Annotated in this window: 15 protein-coding genes and 2 pseudogenes; 6 read left to right on the top strand and 11 right to left on the bottom strand. The window is 65.0% G+C overall.

All coding sequences use genetic code 11. The annotated features are described in order from the left end of the window. The 9 genes from QLH51_RS05345 to QLH51_RS05305 form a co-directional block, all read right to left on the bottom strand. Window positions 1-954, bottom strand: a complete 954-nt coding sequence (locus tag QLH51_RS05345; protein ID WP_125656779.1) for an SMP-30/gluconolactonase/LRE family protein — start codon at window positions 952-954, stop codon at window positions 1-3. Beyond that, window positions 951-3161 (bottom strand): aldehyde oxidoreductase molybdenum-binding subunit PaoC, encoded by a 2211-nt coding sequence (gene paoC / locus QLH51_RS05340; protein WP_125656780.1) that lies wholly within the window; start codon window positions 3159-3161, stop codon window positions 951-953. The genes QLH51_RS05345 and paoC (QLH51_RS05340) overlap by 4 nt, the downstream gene beginning before the upstream one ends. Further along, entirely contained in the window at window positions 3158-3766 is a 609-nt protein-coding gene (locus QLH51_RS05335; protein ID WP_125656841.1) for a cysteine hydrolase, read from the bottom strand. Before QLH51_RS05335 ends, paoC (QLH51_RS05340) begins: the two co-directional genes overlap by 4 nt. Window positions 3767-3816: 50 nt before the next feature. Then, entirely contained in the window at window positions 3817-6024 is a 2208-nt protein-coding gene (gene paoC / locus QLH51_RS05330) for an aldehyde oxidoreductase molybdenum-binding subunit PaoC (protein ID WP_125656782.1), read from the bottom strand. Window positions 6025-6028: 4 nt separating this feature from the next. After that, window positions 6029-6979 carry an FAD binding domain-containing protein gene (locus QLH51_RS05325; RefSeq protein ID WP_125656784.1) on the bottom strand — a complete coding sequence of 317 codons (951 nt, stop codon included), beginning with the start codon at window positions 6977-6979 and terminating at the stop codon, window positions 6029-6031. Beyond that, complete coding sequence (gene paoA, locus QLH51_RS05320) at window positions 6976-7614, bottom strand: aldehyde dehydrogenase iron-sulfur subunit PaoA (protein ID WP_125656786.1); 639 nt, start codon at window positions 7612-7614, stop codon at window positions 6976-6978. Before paoA ends, QLH51_RS05325 begins: the two co-directional genes overlap by 4 nt. Then, window positions 7598-8704, bottom strand: coding sequence for an XdhC family protein (locus QLH51_RS05315; protein ID WP_164516116.1), 1107 nt, complete (start codon window positions 8702-8704; stop codon window positions 7598-7600). The genes paoA and QLH51_RS05315 overlap by 17 nt, the downstream gene beginning before the upstream one ends. A gap of 8 nt (window positions 8705-8712) precedes the next feature. After that, the gene (locus QLH51_RS05310; RefSeq protein WP_125656790.1) at window positions 8713-9945 is read right to left on the bottom strand and encodes an MFS transporter; all 1233 of its coding nucleotides are present in this window, start codon (window positions 9943-9945) and stop codon (window positions 8713-8715) included. A gap of 202 nt (window positions 9946-10147) precedes the next feature. Further along, window positions 10148-10852: a dihydrofolate reductase family protein gene (locus tag QLH51_RS05305; protein WP_125656792.1), complete on the bottom strand. Its 705-nt coding sequence runs from the start codon at window positions 10850-10852 to the stop codon at window positions 10148-10150. 179 nt (window positions 10853-11031) lie between these two features. On the opposite strand from QLH51_RS05305, the gene QLH51_RS05300 reads away from it, so the two are divergent. The 3 genes from QLH51_RS05300 to QLH51_RS05290 all read left to right on the top strand — a co-directional run bounded on the left by QLH51_RS05300 (window position 11032) and on the right by QLH51_RS05290 (window position 13724). Continuing rightward, window positions 11032-11814 (top strand): glucose 1-dehydrogenase, encoded by a 783-nt coding sequence (locus QLH51_RS05300; RefSeq protein ID WP_206428959.1) that lies wholly within the window; start codon window positions 11032-11034, stop codon window positions 11812-11814. Between the two features lie 242 nt (window positions 11815-12056). Continuing rightward, window positions 12057-12899: an SDR family NAD(P)-dependent oxidoreductase gene (locus QLH51_RS05295; RefSeq protein WP_125656797.1), complete on the top strand. Its 843-nt coding sequence runs from the start codon at window positions 12057-12059 to the stop codon at window positions 12897-12899. Window positions 12900-12962: 63 nt separating this feature from the next. After that, the gene (locus QLH51_RS05290) at window positions 12963-13724 is read left to right on the top strand and encodes a YkgJ family cysteine cluster protein (protein ID WP_164516117.1); all 762 of its coding nucleotides are present in this window, start codon (window positions 12963-12965) and stop codon (window positions 13722-13724) included. A gap of 47 nt (window positions 13725-13771) precedes the next feature. On the opposite strand, the pseudogene QLH51_RS05285 reads toward QLH51_RS05290, so the two are convergent. Then, window positions 13772-14918 (bottom strand): annotated as a pseudogene (locus QLH51_RS05285) (IS3 family transposase). A 282-nt stretch (window positions 14919-15200) separates the two neighbouring features. Between QLH51_RS05285 and QLH51_RS05280 the strand changes: the two are divergent. From QLH51_RS05280 to QLH51_RS05270, 3 genes are all read left to right on the top strand, one after another. Further along, window positions 15201-15737, top strand: a complete 537-nt coding sequence (locus QLH51_RS05280) for an RNA polymerase sigma factor (protein ID WP_125656803.1) — start codon at window positions 15201-15203, stop codon at window positions 15735-15737. 4 nt (window positions 15738-15741) lie between these two features. Next, window positions 15742-16728, top strand: a complete 987-nt coding sequence (locus tag QLH51_RS05275) for a FecR family protein (protein WP_164516118.1) — start codon at window positions 15742-15744, stop codon at window positions 16726-16728. Window positions 16729-17063: 335 nt separating this feature from the next. Beyond that, window positions 17064-19079, top strand: a complete 2016-nt coding sequence (locus QLH51_RS05270) for a TonB-dependent receptor domain-containing protein (RefSeq protein WP_283514403.1) — start codon at window positions 17064-17066, stop codon at window positions 19077-19079. 605 nt (window positions 19080-19684) lie between these two features. Here the strand turns inward: QLH51_RS05270 and QLH51_RS05265 are convergent. Beyond that, window positions 19685-19798 (bottom strand): annotated as a pseudogene (locus QLH51_RS05265) (IS5/IS1182 family transposase); the annotation flags it as partial.

Here is a 19798-nt window from a genome sequence, read left to right as displayed (position 1 = left end):
TCAGCGCTCGATCGTGCGGGCACGGAAGACGGTTGCGTTGCCGCCCTGTTCGCCGTCGCTCGTTACGATCGCCATGTCGCGCGTGCCGGGGCGGATCGCCATGCTCGTCAGGTTCAGGTTCCGCCCGGCATCGCGATCCGGCAGCAGGATCTGCCCGATCGGAATCCCCGAGGGCGAGAAGACCAGGATGCGACCCTGACCGTACATCGCCACGTAAAGCTGGCCCATGCCATCGATACGCATCGAATCCGGCGCCGGGCCGGTGAAATGATAGGCTGTCGTCGCGCCAAAGGGGGCCGGCGTCGTAGCGTCCTTAAGGGTGATCCGGTACAGGCGACCCAGCGCAAACTCGCCGACCCACAACTGCTTGCCGTCCGGGCTGAGCGCGATGCCGTTTGCGATGGCCAGATTGCGTATCACCGGCTTGGGTGGCGCACCGTCCGGGCCGACATACCAGACGCCGCCGGTGGCCTTGCCGATCGATCCGCGCGCGTCGCTAAAATAGAAGCCGCCCTTCGCATCGAAGGTAACGTCGTTCGGCGCGAACCCGGCTCTTTCCGGCACGATCGTGCGTCGTTGCGTACCATCGAGCAACACAGAGATCACGGCGCCCCCACCCGTCGTATTGGCGGCGGCGATGTAGAGCCGGCTATCAGGGCCAAGTGCCATCCCACCGGGCTTGAGCCTCTCCAACCGGAATGCCTCCGCGATACGACCGCGAACGTCCAGCCGCATAACGCGCCTTCCTTGGACATCGGAAAACAGAAGGTCGCCGCCGGGCAGGAAGACCGGCCCTTCCAGGTCTTTCCTTACGCCTTGAACCGGCACCGGGCGATCCGCCACGATCGCGAGAAGAACGCGCTCGCTGGGCGGGATCGGCACCACGCTGCCGGGCGGCGCGCCCGTCACCGCAGCCGCCACAGCCAAAACGCCGTGGCAGAGCACAGGCGTCATGCGATCTCTGGCAGTCCGGCGAGATGCTTCTCGAGCGTCACCGGATAGTCTCGCACTCGCACGCCGGTCGCGTTGTACACCGCGTTAGCGATCGCTGGCGCTACGCCTGTAAGGCCCAGTTCGCCGACGCCCTTTGCCTTCAGCGGCGACATGGTCGCGTCGACCTCGTTGATGAAGTGCGCTTCGAGATGCGGCACATCGGCGTGAACCGGCACTTCGTAACCCGCGAGATCGTGATTGACGAAGAACCCGAAGCGGGTGTCGACCGCCATCTCTTCCATCAGCGCGGCACCGATACCCATCGTCATGCCGCCGATCACCTGGCTGCGCGCGGTAGTAGGATTGAGGATTCGCCCGGCTGCGCAAACCGCGAGCATGCGGCGGACACGGACCGCGCCGGTATAGGCGTCGACAGCGACCTCGGCGAAGTGAGCGCCGACGGTCTGCTGAGCATATTGCTTGCTCAGATCACCATATTCCATCGCGTCCTCGGCAACGATCTCGCCGTCCTTCGCTGCATCGGCGAGCGCGACCGAACGGCCTGCCGAACTGACGCGGCCGTCCGCGAACGTCACGTCGGTCGTGTTGAAGCCCACCCGCTGCGCCACCAGGTCGCGCAGCGTGGCGCAGGCTGCGTAAACGCCGGCCGTGGTCGACGCCGCGCCCGCCTGACCGCCCGAGCCGGGTGTCTCGGGGAAGGTCGAGTCCCCGAGCTTCGCGGTCACTCGGTCTAGGGAAACGCCCATCATTTCGGCAGCGGTCTGTGCGACGATCGTGTAGCTGCCCTGGCCGATGTCGGTCATGTCGGTCTCGACCGTGACGCGACCGTCCTTGCCCAGCCGCACGCGCGCGCCCGCCTTCATGATCGGCGCGCCGCGGATCGCGCTGGCCATGCCCATGCCGATCAGCCACTTCCCCTCGCGCCGGCTGCCGGGTTTCGCGACCCGCGCATTCCAACCGAACCGCTCGGCGCCCTCCTGCAGGCACTGCACGAACGGCCGGGTCGAAAAACGCCGCTCGGGCTTTTCGGGATCGACCTGCGTATCGTTGGCGATCCGCAGCGCGACCGGATCCATGCCGAGCTTGTCGGCCAATTCGTCCATCGCGACCTCGAGTGCCATCATCCCCGGCGCCTCGCCGGGCGCACGCATAGCGTTGCCCTCCGCGAGATCGAGGGGGGCGAGATAGCGACGCAGTAGTCGGCTCTCGCCAGCGTACATCAGCCGCGTGGGCAGGGTGGTGGGCTCGGTACGGCCACCCGCCAGGTTACCCGACCAGCTGTCGTGACCGATCGCGACCAGCTTGCCGTTCTTCCCAGCACCCAGCCGGACCCGCTGGATCGTCTTCGGACGATGGATCGTGTTATTGAACATCAGCGGGCGTTGCAAAACCACCTTGACCGCACGCCCCGATACGCGGGCAGCGAGCGCAGCAAGCGCGAGATCGCTCTGCGTCGTGCCCTTGCCGCCAAAGCCGCCGCCGATAAAGGCGGAATGCAGACGTATGTTTTCCTTTGGCGTACCGATGATCAGGCCCAAATCGCGACAGCCCCAGTTCATCGCTTGAATAGACGTCCAGCAGGTCAGCTTGTCGCCATCCCACCGCGCGATGGATGCGTGGGGCTCCATCATCGCATGCGCCTGATCGGGAACGGTGTAGGTTTCGTCGACCTTGACCGGCGCGCGGGCGAACGCGGTCGCGAACGCCCCGACCGATACCTCGGTAGGACCGCCAAACGCTTCCTTCGACGCGATCGGGGACGATGGTTTCTCCGCCGCCAGATCGAAGCGCCCGTTCCCTCGAGCATAGGACACGCGGATCAACCCCGCCGCAGCGCGCGCCTGCTCGAAGGTATCGGCGACGACAACCGCGACCGCCTGGTGATAATGATCGACCATCGGCCCCGCTAGGACGCGCTGGACGTAGAATTCGCCCTTGCCGATCGGGCCCGAATTCTCGTGCGTGACGATCGCGCTGACGCCGGGTGCGGCGCGGGCAGCTGCCGTGTCGATGCGCTCGATCAGGCCCTTGCCGATCGCCGCGCCGAGGATGTAACCATGGGCCACATCGGGCGCGACGTCGTGATGTTCGGCCGCATAGAGCGCGGTGCCGGTAGTTTTCAGCGGACCTTCGACGCGAGGATGGGCGCGCCCGACGACCTTCAACTGGTCGATCGGCGTCGTGCCTGCGGGCGTGTCGAACTTCATGCAGCGGTCTCCAGAGCGGCCAGGAAGCGGTCGTGCGTCATCGGGATCGAAAACATGGGGAAGGTCTTCGAGACCGCGGCGTCCTGTTCCTCAGGGCTTAGCGTCGCGGTGCAATCGGTCAGCGTAACCACGCGGAAACCGCGCTCATAGGCCGAGCGCATCGTCGATTCGACGCAGCAATTGGTGAGGAAACCGGCGATCGCCAGATCGGTAATGCCGCGCTGACGCAGGACGAAATCGATATTGGTGCTCGCGAAGCAGTCGAGGCCGCGCTTACCCTCGACCACGATGTCGCCCTCGGCCGGTGCCATCGCATCGGCGATCGCCGCGCCCCAGCTGTCTTTCCGGAATGCGTTCGCCTGCTTGATACCGGCCAGGATACCATAAGGGTCGGACGGCATTTCCGGATAGCCCTCCGCAAAGGTGATCGGCGCGTGCATCACGGTCACGCCCTGCGCGCGCGCCTGTTCCACAACCGTCCGGCTATGCGCCAGCATGTCGGTGTCGGCCATCACCGCCTTCACCGCATCATGCTGTACGCCGCCTTCGCTCACGAAGTCGTTCTGGTACTCGATCAGCAACAGGGCGGTCTTTTCGGGTATCATCATCTTGTCTCCCATTCGCCCTGGATCACACGCGACCGGTGCGGCGTGGCTCACGCCACCGCCGGCAACCGATCGAAATGCTTGTCGAGGGTCAGTGGATAATCGCGAAGGCGGACGCCCGTCGCGTTGTACATCGCGTTCGCGACCGCCGCGCCGACGCCGCACAGGCCAAGCTCGCCGATGCCCTTGGCCTTCATCGGATTGGCCTTGTCGTCGGCCTCCTCGAGGAAGATCACGTCCTGATGCGGAATGTCGGCGTGGACCGGCACCTCGTAACTGGCCAGGTCATGGTTGACGAAGAAGCCGAAGCGCTTGTCGACCGCCAGTTCCTCCATCAACGCGCTGCCGACACCCATCGTCATCGCGCCGATCACCTGGCTGCGCGCCGATGTCGGATTGATGATCCGCCCGGATGCGCAGACCGCCAGCATGCGGCGCAAGCGGGTCGCGCCAGTATAGCTATCGACGCCGACCTCGACGAAGTGCGCGCCAAAGGTGGACAGCTGCCAGCTCTTGTCGAGATCGCCATATTCGATCTTGTCCTCGGCAACCAACTCGCCTGCGGAGGCGGCTCGGCGAAGGTCGGCCGAGCGATTGCCGCTAGTGACCTTGCCGCCGTCGAACACCGCATCGGCCGAAGTATAGCCGAGGCGCTGGGCGACCGCCTCGCGCAGCTTGACGCACGCCGCATAGACGCCCGCCGTCACGTTGGCGGCGCCGAACTGGCCGCCCGACCCGGCCGAGACCGGGAATGCCGAGTTGCCGAGCTTCACCATGACGGCTTCGATCGGAACGCCCATCATCTCCGCCGCGGTCTGCGCGATGATCGTGTAGCTGCCGGTGCCGATGTCGGTCATGTCGGTCTCGACGGTGACGATGCCGTCCTTGCCGAGCCGGACGCGGGCACCCGACGTCATGTTCATGTGGTTGCGGAACGCGGATGCCACGCCCATCCCGACCAGCCAGCGCCCGTCGCGGACCTGGCCGGGCTGCGCGTTGCGACGCGACCAGCCGAACTGCTGCGCGCCCTCGGTCAGGCAACGCACCAGCTCACGCTGCGAGAAACGCCGCTTGGGGTCCTTCGGATCGACCTGCGTGTCGTTCTTCACGCGGAAGGCGATCGGATCCATGCGGAGCTTTTCCGCCATCTCGTCCATTGCGATCTCGAGCGCCATCAGGCCCGGCGCTTCACCCGGTGCGCGCATCGCGTTGCCCTCCGGAAGATCGAGCACCGCGAGCCGCATCGACGTCAGGCGGTTCGCGCCGGCATAGAGCAGGTTCGTCTGCAGCACCGCGGCTTCCGGGCTGCCGTTCGGCTGGTCGCCCGAGCCGCTCTCGTGTGCGATCGCGGTGATCGTGCCGTCCTTGGCCGCGCCGATGCGGATGCGCTGGCGCGTCGCCGGCCGATGCGTCGTGTTGTTGGCCATGAACGGCCGGCTCATCGCCAGCTTGACCGGACGCCCTGCTGCCTTTGCACCGAGCGCCGCCAATACCGCATCGCTGCGCAGGAACAGTTTCCCGCCAAAGCCGCCGCCGACATAGGGCGAAAGAAAGGTGACCTTCTCCTTCGGCATGTTCAGCGTGGTGGCGAGATCGGTGCGTCCCCAGTCGATCATCTGGTTCGACGTCCACACCGTCAGCGCATCGCCATCCCACGCGGCGATCGAAGCAAACGGCTCCATCATCGCGTGGCTGTGATCCGGCGTGGTATACTCGGCGTCGAGCTTGACCGGCGCCGATGCGAAGGCGGTTTCGAACGTGCCGACCCGGTCTTCGCCCTTGCCGGGCTTGTCAGCGTCGGTCAGCGGGGCCGTCTTCAACGCCGCATCCAGATCGAACCGGCCCTTGCCGCGCGCATAATCGACGCGGACCAAGCCCGCCGCGGCGCGCGCCTGCTCGAACGTCTCGGCGACGACGATGGCGACGGCCTGGTGATAATGATCGACGTCCGGCCCGGCGAGCAGCTTGACGGTGTTGAACTTGCCCTTGCCGAGCTTGCCCACGTCCGCGGCGGTGACGATCGCGATTACGCCGGGTGCAGCCTTCGCCGCGACCGTGTCGATCGCGTTGATGCGGCCCTTGGCGACGGCGGCGCCAACGGCGTAACCATAAGCGGCGTTCTCAACCTCGCGGTGATGCTCATACGCATAGGGCGCCAGCCCGGTCGTCTTGAGCGGGCCGTCGATCCGGGTATGCGCGCGCCCGACGACCTTCATCCGGTCGATCGGGTTGGAGACGGCGGGTGTTTCGAACTTCATGGGTTTATGCCTTCGCTTCGGCGATGACCGAGGCCAGGGCGCGGGTGGCAAGCGGGAGCTTGAACGCGTTGTCCTTGGTCGGCGTCGCGCCCTGGAACGCGCGTGCGGTCACCGCGGCGGCACCGCGTGGCAGCAGCGCATCCGCCGCCTCGACACGCCACGGACGGGGGGCCACGCCGCCGAACGCGACGCGCCCGGTACCGTCCGGCTGGATCACCGCGGCCACCGACACCAGCGCATAGGCATAGGACGCACGATCGCGCACCTTCTCGTAGAAATGCTTGCCACCGAGCGGCTTCGGCAACGTCACCGCGGTGATCAGCTCGCCCTGCTTCAGCACGGTGTCCTGCTGGGGCATGTCACCCCATAGCCGGTGAAAGTCGGCGATCGGGATCGACCGGCGCTGACCGGTCGCGTCGACCGTTTCGACCACCGCGTCGAGCACGCGCATCGCCACGGCCATGTCGCCGGGGAACGTCGCGATGCAGCTGTCGCTGACGCCGATGACGCCCAACTGGCGCGAATAGCCGCCGATCGCGGCGCAGCCGGAACCCGGCTTGCGCTTATTGCACGCCATGTTGGTGTCGTAGAAATACGGGCACCGCGTGCGCTGGAGCAGGTTGCCCGCAGTCGACGCCTTGTTACGCAACTGGCCGGACGCGCCTGCGACGATCGCACGGGTCAGCACGCCATAGTCTCGGCGGATCCGCTCGTCGGCGGCGAGGTTGGTGTTCGTCACCAGCGCGCCGATGCGAAGCCCGCCGTCACGCGTTGGCTCGATCTTGTCGAAACCAAGATCCTGCACGTCGACGAGATGCGTCGGCGTCTCGACCTCGATCTTCATCAGGTCGAGCAGGTTGGTCCCGCCGGCGATGAACTTGGCGGCCGGGTTGCCCGCGACCGCGCGCGCGGCGGCACTCGCATCCTTCGCGCGCTCATAGGTGAAAGCTCTCATGCTTTTGCTCCCGCGACTTCGGCCATGGCCTCTGCGATGTTGGAATAGGCACCGCAGCGGCAGATGTTGCCGCTCATGCGCTCGCGCATCTCGACGTTCGTCGCGGTCGGCTTGGTCATCAGGTCGTCCTGCGCATGACTGGGAACACCGCGCTTGATCTCGTCGAGGACCGCGACGGCCGAGCAGATCTGCCCCGGCGTGCAATAGCCGCACTGATAGCCGTCATGCTTGATGAAGGCCGCCTGCATCGGGTGCAGCTTGTCCGGCGTGCCGAGGCCCTCGATCGTCGTGATCTCGTCGCCTTCGTGCATCACCGCGAGGCTCAGGCAGGAATTGATGCGGACCCCGTCGACCATCACGGTGCAGGCGCCGCACTGACCATGATCGCAGCCCTTCTTGGTCCCCGTCAGATGCAGGTGTTCGCGCAGCGCGTCGAGCAGGGTCGTGCGCGGATCGAGGCTGAGCTCGCGCTTCTCGCCATTGACCTTGAACCGTACCGGCATCGTTGGCGCGGCCTCCGCCTTGGGCGGCGGCGTGGCGGCGGCACCGGCCGGAGATGCGACGATCACGGCGGTCGCCGCGCTGCCCGCGAGCAGCCCGCGCCGCGAAAATTCCACTTCAGATACGCTGGGCATGGGCTTGGTCTTCCTTCCTGTCGAACCGCGCGTCCGCGGTAAGGGTCTGATCTACATCAAAGATTGTCGAGGACTGTAACGCATCGGAACCGTGTTCGGAGCGTGCATGATATTCAATGGAACCGTGAGAATGACTCATTGCGAACGATGCTTCACGACGCTCGTTCGATGCCGTCGCAGCCTCGAAGGCCTGAACTACCTGCGCCATGATCGAGAGTGCCAAAGTCTGGGGATCGCGTGTCGCCTTAATCAGGCCTACGGGGCCGATGACCCTTGCAATATCACTCGGACTTGCGCCCGCTTCCAGGAGGCGCCGCTGGCGTTCGAGATGCGTGCGCATGCTGCCCATCGCCCCGACGAAGAACGGGCGCTGCTCCAGAACCTGGAGCAGCAGCGGCGTTTCCCAGTCGTGATCGTGGAACAGCGTCACGACGGCCGTCCATGAGTCGACCATCAAACCGTCCACGCGGCCGACGAAGCGGAGACGTTCTGCAGACATACCCTTCTCTCGTGCTTCCTCGACCAGGGAAACTTGTGGGCTCAAAAGCATGACGTCGGCGCCGTAGGCACGGGCAATGTCGCGCATCGCCGCGGGTTCCGCACCATGTCCCATCACGAGCAGTCGCAGGACCGGATCGTGCCGAACGATGACGGCAGTATCGCGCCTGTGTGTGCGATCGTCTTTGTCCGAACGGGCAGCAACCAGACCGCCGTCCACGGTGAGTTGGAGCGTGAGCGGGTCGCGCCTTTCCAGAACGGCAATGGCGCAATCAATTTGCCGTCGATCCGGCACTGGCGTGAACAACAGGTCGATGCCCCCGCCGCAGGGCAGCCGAATGTCGATATAGCGTGAGCCGTCACCGTAGCGCACGTGGCGCGCACGTCCATCGGTAAGGACCTCCTGCGCCTCGGCGATCACCGCGGCTTCGACGCATCCGCCGGAAAACGATCCGATCGACCGTCCGCTTTCGGCGACCGCCATGTGCTCGCCCGGCGCGCGCGCCGCGCTGCCGGTGACGTCGGTCAGCGTCACCAGCGCCGCCGGCTCCCCGCGCTCGGCACAGTCGCGCAGGAAGCGCAGGATCGTCAACGCCTGCCTCATGCAGCCACGGCCTGGGCATGCCCAGCCGCGCCGCGGTGTGCGCGGCCCATCGCCAGGGCGGCCACTGCGGCCACTGCCAGGAGGCCGGCGCTGGCGAGAAACTCGGCGCGCGGTCCGGCCGAATCGAAGACGATGCCTCCCATCGTCGCGCCGACTGTAATGGCGAGCTGAACGATCGCCACCATAAGCCCGCCACCGGCTTCGGCCTCGTCGGGCACGGTCCGCGCCAGCCAGGTCCACCATGCCACCGGAGCGGACGTGCCCGCAAAACCCCAGGCCGCAAGAAGGATCCCGACCGCGACGACCGACGTCCCAACGACCGTCAGCGCCACCGCCGTGGCCGCCATGAAAGCGGGCAACGCGGCGAGCGTGAGGAACAGCCCCGCGTTCAGCACGCGGCCGATGAGGACTGTACCGATGAACCCGGATACGCCGAGGATCAGCAGCATGATCGACAGCATCCTTGGCGAGACGAGCGTCACCTGCTCGAGGAACGGGCGAAGATAGGTGAACAGCGAAAACTGACCGACGAACAGCATGGCGACGGTCAGCAGGCCTAGCACCACGGGCGGACGACGGAGCAGCGCGAACATGCCGCGGGCGCTCTGCGGTTTGGCTACACGCAGGCTCGGCAGCGTGACAGCCTGCCAGATCACCGCGGCGACCGCGACGGGGACCACACAGAAAAATGCTCCGCGCCACCCGATCAGGCTCCCGACGAAGCTGCCCAGCGGTGCCGCAAGCACGGTGGCGAGCGCGTTGCCGCCACTGATGACCGCGAGCGCCTTCGGGACCGACTGGCTCGGCACCAGTCGCATCGCGACGGCGGCGGACATGGACCAGAACCCGCCAATTGCCACACCCAACAGCGCACGCCCGGCCATGAACACCAGGTAGGTCGGCGCGAAGGCGACGATGGCGCCGGACAGCACCAGCATGCTGGTCAGGACGAGCAGCACGATCCGGCGGTCCGTCCTGCCCAGAACGGCAGACAGCGACAGGCTGGTGATGACCGCGAACAATCCGGATACGGCGATCGCCTGTCCGGCCTTTCCCTCGCTGAGGTTCAGCGTCTGAGCGATCGGGCTGAGCAGGCTGACGGGCATGAACTCGGACGCGACGAGCACGAAACTGCACAGCGCCATTGCGTACACCGCGCCCCAGCGGGCGGGCCGTTCGTTGATGCGCGCGGCATCGGTTTTCGCAACCGCCGCGATGGGACTTGCCATGATGGCTCTCCTGAGTGTGTCATATGCGCCCGGACCCGTCATCGAGGGGGATCGCGACGGAGCCGGGCGCTCGCGCCGTGCCGGTTCGGGGACGAACGGTAGGCTGCGAAGACCAGTAATTTAGGGGAGGTCGATCAAGCGGACAATTCAGCCAGACGTTAACGCCTCGGTGAGCGCAGCTCATGCACGCGCCCGCAAAACCCTAAGTCGTCAGGGCTGGCGTGACCCGATACCGAAGCCAGACGATCCCGCCGTCCATGACTTCGTGACTGATCAAAGCCAGGGTATCGATCGACAACCGGGCCGGCGCCGACGCCCCGGAGCCATCGAAAACGGCAGGAGCGCCCGATGCGCCGTCGATCGCGGGAACGAGCATCAGGCTGATCTCGTCGATGAGGCCGGCACGAAGGAAGCCGCCGTTGAGGTGACCGCCGCCCTCTATCAGCAAGCGGTCGATACCGAGTTCGGTACTTAGAACTGCTAGAACCTCGTGCGGGTCCAGATGGGTCTCGCCAGCAAAGATGTAGCCAACGCCGTCCTCCCTTAATCCCGCGAGATGCGCGTCGGATACGGCCTTGGTCAGGACGACGACGATCGGATCGTCGCCGACGTCGCTGCGTCCCCAGGCAATCTTGCCTTGGGCATCCAGAACGATGCCATACGCCTCCGCATCGGTCCTGGGCAGCCACGCCCTCCGGGGAAACTTTGCTTCAGGACGCTCGGGGTATACTTCTCGCTTGGCAAATTCCTGGCCGGTGACACGCCCGACGATCCACGATCCGCCGCCAAGCCGGTCATGCAGTTCCTCGTACATCTCGTGCGAATGCGCGCCGCGTGGCGTCCAGCGTTCGGGCAGGATCCTGCCATCGATGCTGCTGGCCATGTGACAGATGATATGCGGCTTCATGTGCGGGAATCCTGGCGCTGACCTCTGATCTATTTGCACAAAACGACAGCGCTGGCCTGCCGGCCCAATGAGGCTCCTACATTGGATCGGTGAAGGGATTTCATGGAAGCGGCACCGATCGGCTGCGTTCTTGACCATGTCCGCGGCGACCAAGCCGCCTCAGCGTCAAGGAAAACATCATGACCGACCAGAGCCAGAGCTACGCAGGCAAGATCGCCTTCATCACCGGCGCCGCCAACGGCATCGGATGCACCACCGCCATCGCCTTCGCCCGGGCCGGTGCCCATGTTGCCGTCGTCGATCTGAACAGTGACGGCGTTGCCGGGGTCGTCGCGGCGATCGAAGCGGCGGGGGGCAGCGCCATCGGCATCACCTGCGACGTCTCGAAGAAGGAGGACGTCCGAGCCGCGCTTGACAAGACCGTCGAGGCCTTTGGCGGGATCGACATCGCCTTCAATAATGCGGGCATTGAGCAGCAACAGATCCCGCTGGCGGACCTCAGCGAGGAGGCTTTCGACCGCATGACCGCGATCGATCTGCGCGGTGTGTTCCTGTGCATGAAGTATCAGATCCCGCTGATGCAGAAGCGCGGCGGCGGCGTGATCGTCAACACCTCGTCGGGCGCCGGCGTCGTCGGTATCGCGGGGCAGGCCGGGTACGTCGCGGTCAAGCATGGCGTGATCGGCCTCAGCAAGTCGGCCGCGCTCGAATATATCGGCGACAATATCCGCGTGAACGTCATCTGCCCCGGCATCATCGAAACGCCGATGATCATGGACCGGGTGTCGGGCGGTACCGAGGAAGGCCAGAAGAAGATGGCCGCGCAAGAGCCGATCGGCCGCTTAGGCAAGCCCGAGGAGATCGCCGCTGCCGTCCTCTACATGTGCTCGGACGCCGCGGCCTTCATGGTCGGCCATGCGCTGGTCGTCGATGGGGGCCAGACCGTCGGTCTCAGCGGCTGACTTTACCCCCGACCAGATGTCGCTGCGGCGGATCGTCGGTCAGAAGCGAGGATGCGGTCGCCATCCTCGCTTGGGCTAGCCGTTGATTGGTATGTGAGCGGATTTCATCCCGTCGATGAAGGGCCCGCCGATTGTCTAGGCTAGCCCTTTCCTGGAAAGCAGGTGTCACGACGATCGGCGCGCTTCGTCCCGCTGGGTGAAGAGTCGCCGATACCGTCGGCCTATCAAAATGCGAGGTCATCATGAGCAAGGTCTGGTTTATCACGGGAGCCGGTAGCGGTTTGGGCGCCGGCACCGCTCGCGCGGCCCTCCAGAATGGCGACCGGGTTATCGCAGCAGGTCGAAACGTCGCGAAAATCAACGATGCCCTTCGCGAGTACGCCGGCGACACCCTCCTCGTCACCGCGCTCGACGTGACGAACCCCGCTGAGGTTCTAGCCTCCGTCGACCGGGGCATCGCCGAATTCGGTGCGGTCGACGTGCTGCTCAACAATGCCGGCGGCGGTGTGTTCGGGAATTTCGAGGAACTCGACTGGGCCGACATCGAGTGGCAGTACCGCGTCAACGTTTTCGGCGTGATGCACGTGCTGCGCGCGGTTCTGCCGGTCATGCGGCGCCAGCGGTGCGGGACGATCCTGAACATCAGCTCGGGCGGCGGTATCCAGGGTTTCGCGCAGAGCACCGCGTACGGCGCGACCAAGTTCGCCGTCGAGGGGCTGACCCTCGCGCTGGCACAGGAGGTCGAGCAATTCGGCATCAGGACCGTGCTCGTCGAACCGGGCATGTTCCGGACCGACCTGCTGAGCGAGGCGTCCGTGCGCTATACTGCGCCGAGTATCGACGACTATTCGCATTTGATTCCCGCTCGTGACGCCTGGGCGCCCGTCAATGGAACGCAGGCGGGTGATCCGGCCAAGTTCGGGAAAGTCATGGTGCAGGTCGCAGGCATGGCGGAACCTCCGCGGATCCTCGCAGTCGGCAAGGACGTGCTCGGCATCATCGAGACGATGACCGCCGAGCGCCGGCAGCAGGCCGCGAAGTTCGCGCAGCTGTCGAGCTCGACCGACTTCGACGCTGCGCACTGATTGCGTGTTGGCCGACCCATGCTTCCTTTCAGGTCGGCCAACAGGCCGCAGGCCAGCCGAACGATGACCGGGATCAATTTCTCCTGTACGTCCTGCGGTCGTTGCTGCCACGATTTGCGCCTGACGCTCAGCGTCGCGGAGGCGATACAGTGGTTGCATCGCGGCGGTGAGGTCCAGGTCCTCTGCCATGCGGCGGCGGATCTGGACGACCTCAGCCCGGTCGTCGCGTACAGGAGTGCACGAAGTTTTCCGGCACGAAGCGGCGGATTGGCGATCCGCGTACAGGTCATCCTGACCGCGCAATTCGACGGCGCGTGTCCTAACCTCTTGCCGGACATGCGGTGCGGTATCTACGGCGCACGGCCCAACACCTGCCGGATCTATCCTGCGGAGATCATCCCGGGCCTGGCATTGAAAAGCGACCGCAAATTATGCCCGCCCGAAGCATGGGATGATCGCCAACCTGGGTATCTCTCGGCAGACGGACGCCTCCTGGACGTCGTGACCGACACGGCGATCGTTGCTGCCCGTGCAGCCGGACTGGCCGAGGTCGGTATGCGTCGGGCATTGGCGACTGCACTCGGTATGAAGATCGCCGCGTTGGAAAACGAAGGGTTCGCGGTCTGGAGCATCCCGTCCGACTCGTTGCTCCATAGTCTTCGCGACGCCGTGCAGGAAGCGCATGATCCGAGCAAAGACACGCCATCACCGGATTGGCTGTTCGTATCCCCGCGTCCCGAAACGCTGGCGTTGATCACCGCAGCGGGGGCGAATGCGGTGTCCTCTGCGAACCACGATCAGGTCGCATATCTTCCACTATACTGAGTCCAGTGACGATTGGACTTGCCCCGCTTAAGTGGAAAGGCATTTGCTCAGCGTGACACGGTTCGTTCGAACTGCGCTGGGCTGGTGTAATCAAGCGCGGAGTGGCGCCGGACGGGATTGTAGAAGCCGTCGATATAGCGGGCAATGGCCGTTGCGGCCTCGGCAGGTGTGTAGAAGACCGTTCGCCAGACGAGTTCGGATTTGATGGTCTTGAAGAACGTCTCGACCATGGCATTGTCCTAGCAATTTCCCTTTCCCGACATGGAGATGCGGATGCCGTGACGGCGCAGCTCTGCTTGGTACTCCACGGAACAATATTGGGCCGCGGTCCGAATGATGGATGAGCCCTTCGGGCGGACGCCGCATGAAGAGGGCCTTACGCAGGGCCGCGAGCGCCAGGTCGCGGTGGAGGCGGTCACCCACGGCCCAGCCAACGACGCGGCGAGAGAAGAAGTCGATGACCACGGCCAGATAGAGCCATCCTTCGTGTCCAGACGTACGAGATGTCCACGCCCCACTTCTGGTTGGGTGCAGCCGCGGTGAAATCCTGGTCGATGATGTTCGGCGCGACCGGCCAGGCGTGCTCGCTGTCGGTGGTTCGCCTGAACCGCCGCTTCTGCCGGCCGCGCAGGCCGTTCTCGCGCATCAGCCGCGCCGTGCGTCGGTGCCCGATGGCGAAGCCGTCATCCTGCAATTCGCGCGTCATGCGCGGACGGTCATAGGTGCCGTTCGACAGCGCGAATGCCGAGCGGACATGCGCCAGCATCACCATGTCATCACGCTGGCGCCGGCTGGCGGGTCGGTCCTTCCAAGCGAAATAGCCGCTCTGGCTGACGCCGAGCACGCGGCAAAGACGGTGGACCGGGAAATCCTGTTTCGCCCGATCAATGAGCTGGAAGCTCATCGATTTCCCTCCCGGGCGAAAAAAGCGGTCGCCCGCTTCAATATGTCACGCTCCTGCCGGAGGATTTCGTTCTCCCGCCGAAGGCGTTTCAACTCGGCAGCCATATCTGCCTGCGGCGCTTTATCGGGTATCTCCGCCAGACGATCACGGCTGCGGCTGATCCAGCGCACCAGCGTCGATAACCCGACGTCCAGATCCTCCGCTATCTCCCGTTGCGTGCGACCGCTGGTCGTCACCAGTCGTACCGCTTCGTTCTCAAATTCCTTCGTGAACCGTCGCTGCTTCGTCATCGAGTTCGCCTTTCACCTCAGGGGAACTCTCCACTTTTTCGGGGCAAGTCCAGAAGGGGGCAGCTCAAGTTTTCGGTCGGGCTCTCATTTCGCCTTCGATCCTAACCGAACCCAGATTGGCCATTCTCTGGACTGCGAAGCGATTGACTGCCGCGAAATAACAGATACAAAATTCACGCTTCGAAAGGTCGAGCTAAGCGGCCTTAAAGCAAGCGATCGTGTTCCTATGCTCAAGTCTGACATGTAGTGTGTCTACCATAACTGACGGATATTGAACGCGAAATGGCAGTGAGCCAACCGATTTGCGGCGCGCTGGAAGCTGCGCTGATCGAGAATCGTGGGGCCCTGTTGGCGTTCATCGGAGCTCGTCTCGATAAGGTAATTGCGGAAGACATTCTGCAAGACATATGGATCCGGCTGTTGCGGGACAGGCAGTTGTCAGAAGGCGTTCAGTCACCTCTGGGCTACCTGTTTCGTATGGCGCAAACGATGATCATAGATCATGAGCGGCGGCGCAGGGCATTTTCCGTTCTTGATCGCGAATTTGCGCGAACTAGCCTCGTGAACGACCAGATCGCGGATATCGGCACCGAGGAGGCTCTTATCATGAGGGAGTATATCCGGCACGCTGAGGTCCGTTTGCAAAGAGCAGGAAAGCGCGTTGCAGAGGTTTTCCGGCTGCATCGCATTGACGGTAAAACCCAGCGACAGGTCGCAGAAGAACTTGGAGTCAGTCTCGGAACGGTAGAAAACGATTTGCGCAAGGCCATCAAGTTGCTGGTCCGAATGAGAGCCGAATTTGAACGGTCGGGATCGTAGGGACGTGCATCCGATCGATGACGAAATACTGGATACTGCGGCCGATTGGTTCGTAAAGACGTCTTCTGCAGAGTTCGAAGACTGGGATAGATTCGCTGCCTGGATCGCGCAGGACGAGCGTCATCGCGAAGCGTACGCCGCGGTGGGCGAGGCGACCCGGCTCGCCACGGTCGGCATGGCGACGGCGCCCTCCCCGCAAGCGTCGATGCGGAACCGGGCCGTCACGAACCGCCGGGTCCGACCATTCCGTTTCACCCAAGGTCTGCGACCGGTCCGAATGGTCGCGGGGGGGGCCGCGCTTGCCGCCACGGTGGCTGGCATCGCCTGGATATCGTCGATGCGGGGGATGTCGGAGATCGACGCCCGCACGGCCCCGGACCCGATCGTGATCGCCTCTGCACCCGGCGAGCGCCGCGAAATCCGTCTGAGTGACGGGAGCAGCATAACGCTGGCCGGTGCGTCCCGCGTCCGGCTGGAGACGCCTCGATCCGCGGTCGTCGAGAGCGGGCGCGCGGTGTTCTCCATCGTACACGATGCGCCGCACCCCTTCTCTGTCCGGGCCAACGGACACCGGCTCGTCGATGCCGGCACGCGCTTCGAGGTGGCCTTGCAGGGTGATCGTGTACAGGTTTCCGTCGCCGAGGGCGTGGTGTTGGTGAACCCGGCGCAGGGCGGACCCCGACTGCTGCCGGGGAACAAGGTCGAGATGGTCGGCACGCTTGTGTCGCCGGTGACCCCGACGCCGGCAGCGCAGATCGGCAACTGGGCGCTCGCCTCGATCGATTATCGCGCTGCGCCGCTCGGGCGCGTGGCCAGCGACCTCTCGATCGCGCTGGGCGTCGATTATCGCGTGGAGCAGCCGCTTGCATCGGCCCGCTTCACCGGTGTCATCGCGCCGGCGAGTCTGCGCGGCCGTCCGCAGGACGTCGCCGCCCTGCTGCGCGTCCGGGTAGTGCGGAGCGGCGACCATTGGCAGATGGTCCGGCGGTGACCGCTTGGTGGGCCGGCGTGCTAGCCGCAACGTCGCTCGCCATAGTCGCTGCGCAGCGCGCGCAAGCGCAGGTGCACGATCTGAATATCCCCTCCGGAAAGCTGGGTGAGGTCGCCCGCGCGCTATCCCGCCGCGCGGGGGTGAACGTCATCTCGGACGATGAAGCTGCGTGGGATCGGCGGGTCGGCCCGGTACGCGGGCGGATGACGATCGACGAAGCGATCAGCCGCATCGCGCGCAGTGCCGGCGTCCGCGACGAGCGGATCGGCCGAACGATCTGGCGGCTGTCCCCGCCGCGTCCTCGTCGGCCACGGCCGACCCCCGCCGCGCCGCCCGTGGCCGACGACATCGTCGTCGTCGGTAGCAAGCGCAACGCCACGATGCGGACCTTCGCGGTGCAGGTCGATCGTATCACCGATATTCAGCCGAGCCTGTTCCCCGGCAGCGAGGCTTTGGTGGTCGCCTCTACCTCGCTAGCGTCGACCTATCGCGGCGCGGGGCGGGACAGGATGTTCATCCGCGGGATAGCCGATTCGGGCTTCTCCAGTTCCACCCAGGCCGTCGCCGGACTGTATCTAGGGGACCTTCGCGTTGGCTACAGCGCGCCCGACCCGGGGTTACGGCTGTTCGACGTCGCGACAGTGGAGGTGCTGCAGGGGCCACAGGGCACCCTGTACGGCTCCGGCGCGCTGGGCGGGATCGTCCGGATCGAGCCTAACCGCGCCGTCGCGGGACGATGGGAGGGATCGGTCGGAGGCGGCCCGATCGTCACCGCGGGGGGCGGTGCCGGCGCGGACCTCAACGGCGTCCTGAATCTGCCGCTCGGCCAACGCTCGGCGATCCGCGCCGTCGGCTACGCGCAGCGGGAGGGCGGCTTCATCGACCGGCCCGGGGTCGGGTCGAATGCGAACGGCGCCACGACGCTCGGCGGCCGCCTGTCGGCGATGACGCGCATCGGCGAAGGATGGTCAGCGGACCTGACCGCCATCGCCCAGCGGATCCACGGCGACGACAGTCATACTGTGGCGGTGGAGAATACCCCGACGGGTGTCGGGTCGACCGCGCAAGAGCCGTATCGGTCCCGCTATGGCGCGGCGCATGTCGTAATCGCCGGGCGCATCGGGGATGCCGATGTGCGATCCTCGACCGGCGTCACCGACCAGTGTCTCACCGAGCGCCTAGAGGAAGGCCTGGTCGGCGCAGCGCCGCTCAGCGGGCTCAGGACGGAGCGCATGTTCGTGCACGAAACGCGGATCGGCCGGACTGCGGACGACGGTGCGGGCTGGGTCGCCGGGGTCGCTGCGGCGCGCGTCGTTGCCCGCTTCGCACAACGCGACGACCTGCCCGTCGCGATGATACGCGAACAACTCCGCACGACGACACTTGATATGGGGCTGTACGGTGAAGGAGCGGTGCGTGTCGCACCCGGCACCCTGCTGGGTGGGGGATTGCGGTTCAGCGTCATCTCGTCCGCGTCGCATCCGTACGTCGAGCCCGGGTTTATCACGCCGGAACCGGGCGTCCGGCGGCGGGACGTGCGGCTGATCCCGTCCTTTTCCGTGGTGCAGGATCTGGCACCCGGGCTGACCGCGTTCGCGCGCTATCAGGAGGGGTTCCGTCCGCTCTCCGCGTCGTCGCGGCTGCATCTGCCGGGCGCCGGGCAGGGAGACCGGCTGCGGTCGACCGAACTCGGCGTGCGAATGGCGCGCCGCAGATTGAGCGGTTCGATCGGGGTGATCCGTTCGGACTGGTCGGACATCCAAAGCGACCGCACGCCGTCGGCAACGTTCTTCGCCAACGAGCTTGGCGACGCCAAGATCATATCGCTGGCGGCGGCGGCGATATGGCGACCGATCGGCGCGCTGACCTTGAACGGATCGGTCCTGTACAATCACGTGCGGCTCGATCTTCCCCCGCCCTTCAGCGGGTTGCCGCGACCCAGCGGCCCGCGCGGCCCCCCGCGCCCGTTTCCGTGGTGGGTACAGTATCGCTTGTTGAGCCGCCTGCCCAACGTCGCGGCGACGACCGCGCGTGTATCGGCGACAATCCGGGCCCCGACAACAGGATCGATCACGGCGGGCCTGACGGTTTGGGGACGCTACGAATCCTGGTCGCCATCGGCGCTGGGGCCGCTGGAATTCGCGACACAGCCCGGATATGTACGCACGGGGTTGAACCTGGACGTCACGCAGCGGGCCTCGACCCTATCGCTGTCGATCGACAATCTCACGGATGCGCAAGCCCTGCGTTTCGTTGCCGAGCCGTCGCTGACGACAGCCCGCGAACAACCGACACCACTGCGTCCGATCACCTTCCGGATCGCCTTCACGCGCCGGTTCCGCGCGGATTAAAAAATTTTAAGGGTTTGTCGTCGCGGCTTCGTCTTTGCGGTGAAGGAAGTTCGCGGGCGGCTATGTGTGTTCGCGGACACCGGATCGGACGGCTGCGGCAAGACGACCATCGTCGAACTGTGAACCGTCTCCGGAAATGGGGTGAGGCAATATTCCATGAAGATGCGATGCAGCGCCAGCACGTGTTTGCACTGCGCGCCTGGTGTTAGCGGCTCAGTGCCACCGGATATTAGCTTTTTTAATCCCTCATAACATCGCGTTACTCAGGGTAACCTGATGGCCATAATACTTGGCATACGCCAAGAGTGCACGGCGTGAAATCCGATAACGAAAACTTTTCTTCGGTCTGTATTTTCAAAAAAATGTTAACCAAGGGAGGTCATTATGATGTTTGGCAGTCTGAACGATACGTCGAAGAACGGGGTTCATGCGTTACTTGCCGATCCCGGCGCCGCAACGGCCACGCCACCACGCGGCAAGGCGTATGATATGAACACCGGTCTGGAAGTCTCCACCGCGTTCGATTTCTTCACGCCTGGGTTCAGTGTCGAGGTGAATCGGCAATGGCACCTCACTCGCATGGGCGACATCGCTAAGAGCCCGACTCATAATTCGAGCTTTGCGATACGGCGGGTCATTCGCCTGATGGATGCGATGATGAGCCATGCTTCTGACGAGGCGATGGAAGCCTCCCAGTCCTTGGCGAGGCGTCGGCATCG

The sequence above is a fragment of the Sphingomonas sp. 2R-10 genome, assembly GCF_030062225.1.
Lineage (GTDB): Bacteria > Pseudomonadota > Alphaproteobacteria > Sphingomonadales > Sphingomonadaceae > Sphingomonas.
Note: the sequence above shows the minus strand (reverse complement) of the source record. Positions and strands in the feature narration are given on the sequence as shown.